This is a genomic window from Nocardioides sp. (genome assembly GCF_034670285.1).
In the GTDB taxonomy this organism is placed as follows: domain Bacteria; phylum Actinomycetota; class Actinomycetes; order Propionibacteriales; family Nocardioidaceae; genus Nocardioides.
The window spans coordinates 1-7,538 of record NZ_JAXMNS010000171.1; the positions used below are offsets into that span (position 1 = coordinate 1).

The window sequence follows — 7,538 nt, forward strand, 5'->3', positions numbered from 1 at the left end:
GCCACCAGCTCGGCCAGCGTGTCGGCGACGACGAAGTCCTCGCCGTGCTCCTTGAAGGCCTCCACCGGGCTGGGCGCACCCTTCGAGAGCCGCTCGCGCAGCAGCACCTTGAGGTCCTTCTCGGTGATGTCGGGGTTCTGCTCGGAGCCGGAGAGTGCGAACTCCTTCTCGATGATCGACTGCGTCAGCACGAACCACGAGTAGTCGTAGCCGGTCGCCAGGATCGCCTTCATCGTGCCGAGGTTGTCGCAGCCCGGGAAGTTCGGCGCGGGGAAGCGGCGCCCTTGCGCGTCGAGCCAGAGCGACGACGGGCCGGGGATGATCCGGATCGCGTGCGCCGGCCAGATCGGGTCCCAGTTGTGGATGCCCTCGGTGTAGTGCCACATCCGGTCACGGTTGACCAGGCGCGCCCCCGCCGCCTCGGAGATGGCGAGCATCCGGCCGTCGACGTGAGCCGGCACGCCGGAGATCAGGTGCTCCGGAGCGGCACCCATCCGCTCGGTGGGCCACATCTCGCGCACGAGGTCGTGGTTGCCGCCGATCCCGCCGGAGGTGACGATCACGGCCGGTGCCCGCAGCTCGAAGGAGTCGACGACCTCACGGGACGACGCCACACCGCGCTCGGCGTCGCTGGGCTCGAGGACGACGCCTCGGACCCCCACCACGACGCCGTCATCGAGGACCACCTCGTCGACCCGGTGCCGGAACGCGAGCTCGACCAGCCCGCGCTCCTCACCGGCCAGGACCGGCTCGGCGAAGATCCGCACGACCTCGGGGCCGGTGCCCCATGTGAGGTGGAAGCGCGGCACGGAGTTGCCGTGGCCCTGCGGGTCGGAGGCGCCGCGCTCGGCCCAGCCTACCATCGGCACCGACTTCAGCCCGAGGTCGCGGAGGTACTGACGCTTCTCGCCGGCAGCGATGTCGACGTACGCCTCGGCCCACCGGCGCGGCCACTCGTCCTCGGCGCGAGCGCCGTCCGGGCCCGGCTCGAGCCGGTCGAAGCCGGCCGAGCCCTGCCAGTCCTGCCAGGCGAGCTCGCGGGAGTCCTTGATGCCCATCCGGCGCTGCTCGGGGGAGTCGACGAAGAAGAGTCCGCCGAGCGACCAGAACGCCTGGCCGCCGAGGTTGGCGCGGTTCTCCTGGTCGAGCACGAGCACCCGCTTGCCGGCCTTGACGAGCTCGTGGGTCGCGACCAGCCCGGCGAGACCGGCGCCCACGACGATCGCGTCGAGAGCCGGGGGAGTCGCTGCGGAGGACGGGCTGACGGAGGACTTCGAGGTCTCGGACACCACCACAGGGTGGCACCCCGCCCCGCGTCGTCCGTGATCCGGCACACTCCTGCACGTGAAGCTCACCATCAACGGCAGGTTCCTCACCCAGCCCGTCACGGGGGTGCAGCGCTACGCCCGCGAGCTCTGCGCGACGCTCGACGAGGCACTGCCCGAGCTGGAGGCCGAGAGCGGACTCACCGTCGAGCTGCTCACCCCGCCGCTCGAGCCCGCGCTCGCGGTCGACCTGCCGACCTATGAGCACATCAGGGTCCGCGAGGTCGGTCGCGGCGGGGGACACCGGTGGGAGCAGACGGTGCTGCCGCGCCACCTCGGCGACACTGACGTCCTGTTCTGCCCCGGCAACACCGCACCACTGCTCACCCTGCGCCGACGCAGTCCGGCGGTCGTCGTCACCGTGCACGACCTGGCGTTCCGCGACTTCCCCGAGACGGTCAGCTCGACGTTCCGCCGCGTCTACGAGGTGCTGGTGCCCTCCACCATGCGCCGCGCCGAGCGGGTCATCACCGTCTCGGAGGCCGAGCGCACCCGCATGCTCGCGCACTTCCCGATGGCTGCCGACCGCCTCGTCGCGGTCGCCAACGGCGGACTCCCACGCCACCGGCCGAAGCCGACGCCCGACGACCCGACGCCGCCCAAGGGTCCTTTCGTGCTGTACGTCGGCGCGCTCAACCCCCGCAAGAACGTCGCGGGGGTCATCGCCGCGGCGCGGGCGCTGCTCGCCGACCGACCCGACCTCCGAGCGGTCTTCGTCGGTGACCCGTCCGGCATCTACCAGGCCGTCGACCTCGGCCCCGCCGACGACCGCATGGTCTTCGCCGGCAAGCTCAGCGACGCGGCGCTCGAGGCGCACTACGACGCCGCCTCGGTGCTGCTCTTCCCGTCGTTCCACGAGGCGTCGGGCCTGCCGCCGGTCGAGGCGATGGCCCACGGCTGCCCGGTCGTCGTCTCCGAGATCCCGGCCCTGCGCGAGCGGTGCGGCGACGCGGCGCTGTACTGCGACCCTCACGACGTCGCGACGATGGTCGCGCAGGTCTCGCGCATCCTCGACGAGCCCGACCTCGCCGCGGACCTCGCGACCCGCGGGCGTGAGCGCGCCGGGCAGTTCACCTGGGCCAACTGCCTGACCTCGACGCTCGAGGTCGTGGATGCAGCCGCGGGTGGCCGCGCAGCGCAGTAGCATCTGCGCAGTGACCTCCCCCCTCCCCGCACGCACCTGGATCACCGCCGAGTGGCTCTCCGAGACGGGTGGGTCCGAGCGTGTCGTGGAGCACCTCGCCGCGACCATGCCCGACGCGAAGGTCTACTCCCCGGTGGCCTTCGCCCGGGGCGTGCCGTCGATCGCGCGTGAGCGCATCCACGCGGGCTTCCGCCACCCGGAGCCGCTGATGCGTCGACGCGAGGCCGCAGCAGCGATGAACGCCGTCAGCTGGCCCACATGGGGTCGCACCCTGGACCGCAAGGCCGACCTCGTCGTGGCCAGCCACCACATGTCGAGCCACTGGACGGCGGTCTACTCAGACGTCCCACACGTGTCCTACGTGCACACCCCGGCCCGCTACGCCTGGTTCCCCGATCTGGACGACCGCGCGTCGAGCCTCCCGGCCCGAGCGCTGTGCGCCCACATCCGCCGGATGGACCTCAAGGCCGCGCCCCGGGTGGTCGCCTACGCCGCCAACTCGGCCGCGACCGCCGAGCGCATCCAGCAGGTGTGGAACCGCGAGGCCACCGTGATCCACCCGCCCATCGACCTGGGTCGGTTCGAGGGCCGTCAGCCGACTCCCGGCGTGCAGCCGTTCGTGCTCGGGCTGAGCCGGTTCATCGCCTACAAACGACTGGACTTCGTGATCGATGCCGCCGAGGCGGCCGGGCTGCCGGCCAAGATCGTCGGCGGCGGCATCCTCGAGCCCGAGCTGCGGGCCAAGGCCGAGCGCGCCTCGGTGCCGGTCGAGATCATCACCGGCACCACCGACGAGGAGGTCGCCCAGCTGATGGCCGACGCCGCCGTGCTGGTCTACCCGGCCGTCGAGTACTTCGGGCTCGTGCCGGTCGAGGCCATGGCCGCCGGCACGCCCGTCCTGGCCCTCGACATCGCCGGAACCCGCGAGACCGTCGTCGACGGCGTCACCGGCTACCTGCTCCCCGAGCTGGACGCCGCCGCCTGGGCCGAGCACATCGAGGCCGCACTGGCGCTCGACCCCGCCGCGTGCCGCGCACGCGCCGACGAGTTCTCCGAGGAGTCGTTCAGCGCGGCGATCCTGCAGTGGATCGGCGACCAGTCGCTCTAGCGCCGATCGAGCGCGGACCGTCGGTCCGGCTGGCGCCGACCGCCAGCAGGTAGAGCCCACCGGCGATCAGGGCCCAGAACGCCGCGCCGACTCCCACGATCACGAGCCCTGAAGCAGCGACGACGAAGGCGATCGCCGCGGCCTCGCGGTAGTGGTCGTCGGCCAGCGACGAGGCGGCGGCCGAGCCGAAGGTGCCGATCAGGGCAACTCCCGCGACCGCCGCGACGACTCCCGCGGGTGCTGCCACGGCCACGGTCGAGACCAGGGCGGCCAACGGCCCCAGGACGACGTAGGTGACTCCGGTGGACACCCCGGCCACCCAGCGCCGTGCGGGGTCCGGGTGAGCAGCCGGGCCGGCCGCCAGCGCCGCAGAGATCGCGGCGAGGTTGATCGCGAACGCACCGAGCCCGGCGGTGATGACCGTCGCCGTACCGGTGTAGACGAGCGCGGGACGCAGCGGAGCCCGGTAGCCGAACGACGCCATCACGGCCGTGCCGGGGATGTTCTGGCTCGTCATCGTGACGAGGTAGAGCGGCACGCCGATGGCGATCACCGTCAGCAGGTCGAGGTGCGGTGTCGTCCAGGTGAGCCCCGGGGCGAGGTCGGCCGGGTCGACCCCGGCCAGCGAGCCGGAGACCACGATCACGACCACCGCTGCGACGAAGGCCCCGGGCACGGCCCAGCGGCGGGCGACCCGCAGCAGCACCAGCCACGTGAGCAGGACCGGCGCGATGGCGGCGGGGGAGTCGGCGAGGGCGAGGAAGGGCTGCACGCACAGTCCGAGCAGCACCCCGGCGAGCATCGCGTTGGCGAGGGCCACCGGGATCCTGGCCACCCACTCGCCCAGCGGCTTCACGAGACCGGTTAGGGCCAGTAGCAGGCCGGCGACGAGGAAGGCGCCCACCGCGTCGGCGTACCCGCCGTCCGGGACGGTCGCGCCGGCGAGCAGGGCTGCCCCGGGGGTCGACCAGGCCATCGTCACCGGCAGCCGGGTGCGCCAGGAGAAGACGATCGAGCCGAGGCCCATCGTCAAGGACAGGACGAGCAGCCCGGACGCCGCCTCGCGTGGGGCGGCGCCGACGGCGGTCAGTCCGGTGAGGACGACCGCGAAGGAGGAGGTGAAGCCGACGACGGCGGTGATGACACCGGCGAGCACGAGCTGGGTCGTGCCGCCGGCGTCGTCCCGGGCGTCGGTGTCAGTCCTTGAGCTCGCAGATGGATTCGCCACTGGTCACCGTCGCGCCGACCTCGGCGGCCAGACCGGTCACGGTCCCGGCCTTGTGCGCCTTGAGGGGCTGCTCCATCTTCATCGCCTCGATGACGACGATGGTGTCGCCCTCGGCGACCTCCTGGCCCTCCTCGACGGTGACCTTGACGATCGTGCCCTGCATCGGGCTGGTGACGGAGTCGCCGGACGCCTTTGCGCCCGCCTTCTTGCCACCGGCACGCTTGGTCTTCTTCGCGCCGCCGCCTCCACCGGAGGACAGCCCGCCGAGACCGGCGGGGATGACGACCTCGACGCGCTTGCCGCCGACCTCGACGACCACGGTCTGGCGCTCGCCGGCCTCCTCGGCCTGGGCCGCGTCGCCGCCGAAGGGCTCGATCTGGTTGTCGAAGTCGGTCTCGATCCAGGTCGTGTAGACGGTGAACTCGCCCTCGCCGCTCGGAGTCGAGGCGCCGACGTACGCCGGGTCGCTCACGACCGTGCGGTGGAAGGGGATGACGGTCGGCATGCCGTCGACGACGAACTCGTCGAGCGCACGACGCGAGCGCTCCAACGCCTGGGTGCGGTCGCGACCGGTCACGATCAGCTTGGCGATGAGGGAGTCGAACGAGCCCGGGATGGTCTCGCCGTTCTCGTAGCCACCGTCGAGACGGACGCCGGGGCCGCTGGGCGGGCTCCAGGCCGACAGGGTGCCCGGAGCGGGCATGAAGTTGGCCCCGCCGTCCTCGGCGTTGATGCGGAACTCGATCGAGTGGCCGCGCACCTCGGGGTCGTCGTAGCCGAGCTCTTCACCGGCGGCGATGCGGAACATCTCGCGCACCAGGTCGATCCCGGTGACCTCCTCGGAGACGCAGTGCTCCACCTGGAGGCGGGTGTTGACCTCGAGGAAGGAGATGGTGCCGTCCTTGGCGACGAGGAACTCGCAGGTGCCGGCGCCGACGTACTCGGCCTCGCGCAGGATCGCCTTCGACGACTCGTAGAGCCGGGTGACCTGGTCGTCGGTCAGGAACGGCGCGGGGGCCTCCTCGACGAGCTTCTGGTGACGGCGCTGGAGCGAGCAGTCGCGGGTCGAGACGACCACGACGTTGCCGTGCTGGTCGGCCAGGCACTGGGTCTCGACGTGGCGCGGCTGGTCGAGGAACTTCTCGACGAGGCACTCGCCGCGACCGAAGGCGCCGACGGCCTCGCGGACCGCCGACTCGTAGGCGTCGGGGATCTCCTCCATGGTGCGGGCGACCTTGAGGCCACGTCCGCCACCGCCGAACACGGCCTTGATCGCGACGGGCAGGCCGTTGGCCTCGGCGAAGGCGACGACCTCGTCGGCGTCCTTCACGGGGTCCTTGGTGCCAGGAGCCAGCGGGGCGTTCGCGCGCTCGGCGATGTGCTTGGCCTTGGCCTTGTCGCCGAGGGCCTCGATGGCAGCCGGCGGGGGGCCGATCCAGATCAGCCCGGCGTCGAGGACGGCCTGGGCGAAGTCGGCGTTCTCGGCGAGGAAGCCGTAGCCGGGGTGCACCGAGTCGGCGCCGGTTTCAGCAGCGACCTTGAGGATCTTGGCGATGTCGAGGTACGACTCGGCCGGGGTCGCGCCGCCGAGCGAGTGGGCCTCGTCGGCGAGGCGCACGAACTGGGCGTCACGGTCGGGCTCGGCGTAGACCGCCACGCTGCCGATACCGGCGTCCTTGCAGGCCCGGATGACCCGGACGGCGATCTCGCCACGGTTGGCGATGAGGACCTTCTGCAGCGGCTTGCTGTCGGGCACGTGGACGCTCCTGGGGTGGCCGTGATGCTCTTGATGGGGCTTCGGTGAGTCTTTGCTGTGCTTCGCTGGGCAGGATCATGATCCCGCGCGGCAGGTTATCGCTCCTTGTCGTCGCCGCGGACGCAGGCTCCCTGGATGGACGCCCAGCGGGCCCCTATGCTCGGGGTCGTGTCTGAGTACCAGCAGGAGCGCAAGGGGTTCTGGTACGAGCCCGAAGGAACCGGGACGTCGGAGGCCATCGCTCTCGAGACGTGGGCGCGCGCGACCCACGAGATCCTCGAGCAGACCGCGCTGGAGTACCACGCGACCATCACCGAGGGTGCGCTCGCACACCGTCTGCTCACCGAGACCGGCATCTCCACCTCGCGCCCGCACCCGCGCTGGCTCGCCAAGCTGCTCCAGCCCCTTGCAGCCCTCCACCACCGTGACGGCTACCCGCCGCTGACCGCGCTCGTCGTCGACTCGCGCGGGTGGGTCGGGGAGCGCTACGACGACGTGCTCCGCGCCGCCGACGAGCTGCCCATCACCGATCCCACGGCCCGTGAGCGTCACGCCTCGCGAGCGCGGCTCGAGTGCTACGAGTGGGCCGGCTCGGTGCCGGAGGACGGCGGTCACCCCGAGATCGTGGAGATGAAGGCGCCCCGTGCTCCGCGTGCTCCGCGTGCCGCTGCCGCTACCGCCGGTGGAGCGTCGAGGTCGACGTCCGCCGCGGCGACCCGCGCGCCCCGCGAGCCCAAGCCCGTGATCCCCAAGAAGGTCGCGCCGGCCGACCGACCGGTCAACGTGTGCCCCCGCTGCTTCATGGCCATCCCCGCCACGGGCCTCTGCGACAACTGCGACTAGGACGGACCCCCCGATGAACGACAGCACAGCCACGCCCCCAGACGTCGAGGCCTTCTGGCACTGGTGGAACTCTGAGGGCGCGACCCGCTGCGCCGAGGCGATCGCCCGCGGCGGAGCCGAGGACGTCGTCGACG

General features: G+C 72.0%; 6 protein-coding genes. 3 read left to right on the forward strand and 3 right to left on the reverse strand.

What is annotated here, in order from left to right; all coding sequences use genetic code 11:
- Positions 1-1,289 (reverse strand): FAD-binding dehydrogenase (locus VOI19_RS10135; RefSeq protein WP_323792842.1); only part of this gene is annotated, 1,289 nt, incomplete at its 3' end.
- A 55-nt stretch (positions 1,290-1,344) separates the two neighbouring features.
- Between VOI19_RS10135 and VOI19_RS10140 the strand changes: the two genes are divergently transcribed.
- The gene (locus VOI19_RS10140; RefSeq protein WP_323792843.1) at positions 1,345-2,469 is read left to right on the forward strand and encodes a glycosyltransferase family 1 protein; all 1,125 of its coding nucleotides are present in this window, start codon (positions 1,345-1,347) and stop codon (positions 2,467-2,469) included.
- 10 nt (positions 2,470-2,479) lie between these two features.
- A complete protein-coding gene (locus VOI19_RS10145; protein ID WP_323792844.1) occupies positions 2,480-3,577 on the forward strand; it encodes a glycosyltransferase in 1,098 nt (365 codons plus the stop codon).
- On the opposite strand, the gene VOI19_RS10150 is transcribed toward VOI19_RS10145, so the two are convergent.
- The gene (locus tag VOI19_RS10150; protein WP_323792845.1) at positions 3,534-4,805 is read right to left on the reverse strand and encodes a benzoate/H(+) symporter BenE family transporter; all 1,272 of its coding nucleotides are present in this window, start codon (positions 4,803-4,805) and stop codon (positions 3,534-3,536) included. The two genes, VOI19_RS10145 and VOI19_RS10150, sit on opposite strands and share 44 nt — an antisense overlap.
- A complete protein-coding gene (locus VOI19_RS10155) occupies positions 4,774-6,543 on the reverse strand; it encodes an acetyl/propionyl/methylcrotonyl-CoA carboxylase subunit alpha (protein WP_416366371.1) in 1,770 nt (589 codons plus the stop codon). The genes VOI19_RS10150 and VOI19_RS10155 overlap by 32 nt, the downstream gene beginning before the upstream one ends.
- Before the next feature lie 186 nt (positions 6,544-6,729).
- Between VOI19_RS10155 and VOI19_RS10160 the strand changes: the two genes are divergently transcribed.
- Positions 6,730-7,404: a hypothetical protein gene (locus VOI19_RS10160; RefSeq protein WP_323792847.1), complete on the forward strand. Its 675-nt coding sequence runs from the start codon at positions 6,730-6,732 to the stop codon at positions 7,402-7,404.
- The last annotated feature ends 134 nt before the right edge of the window (positions 7,405-7,538 follow it).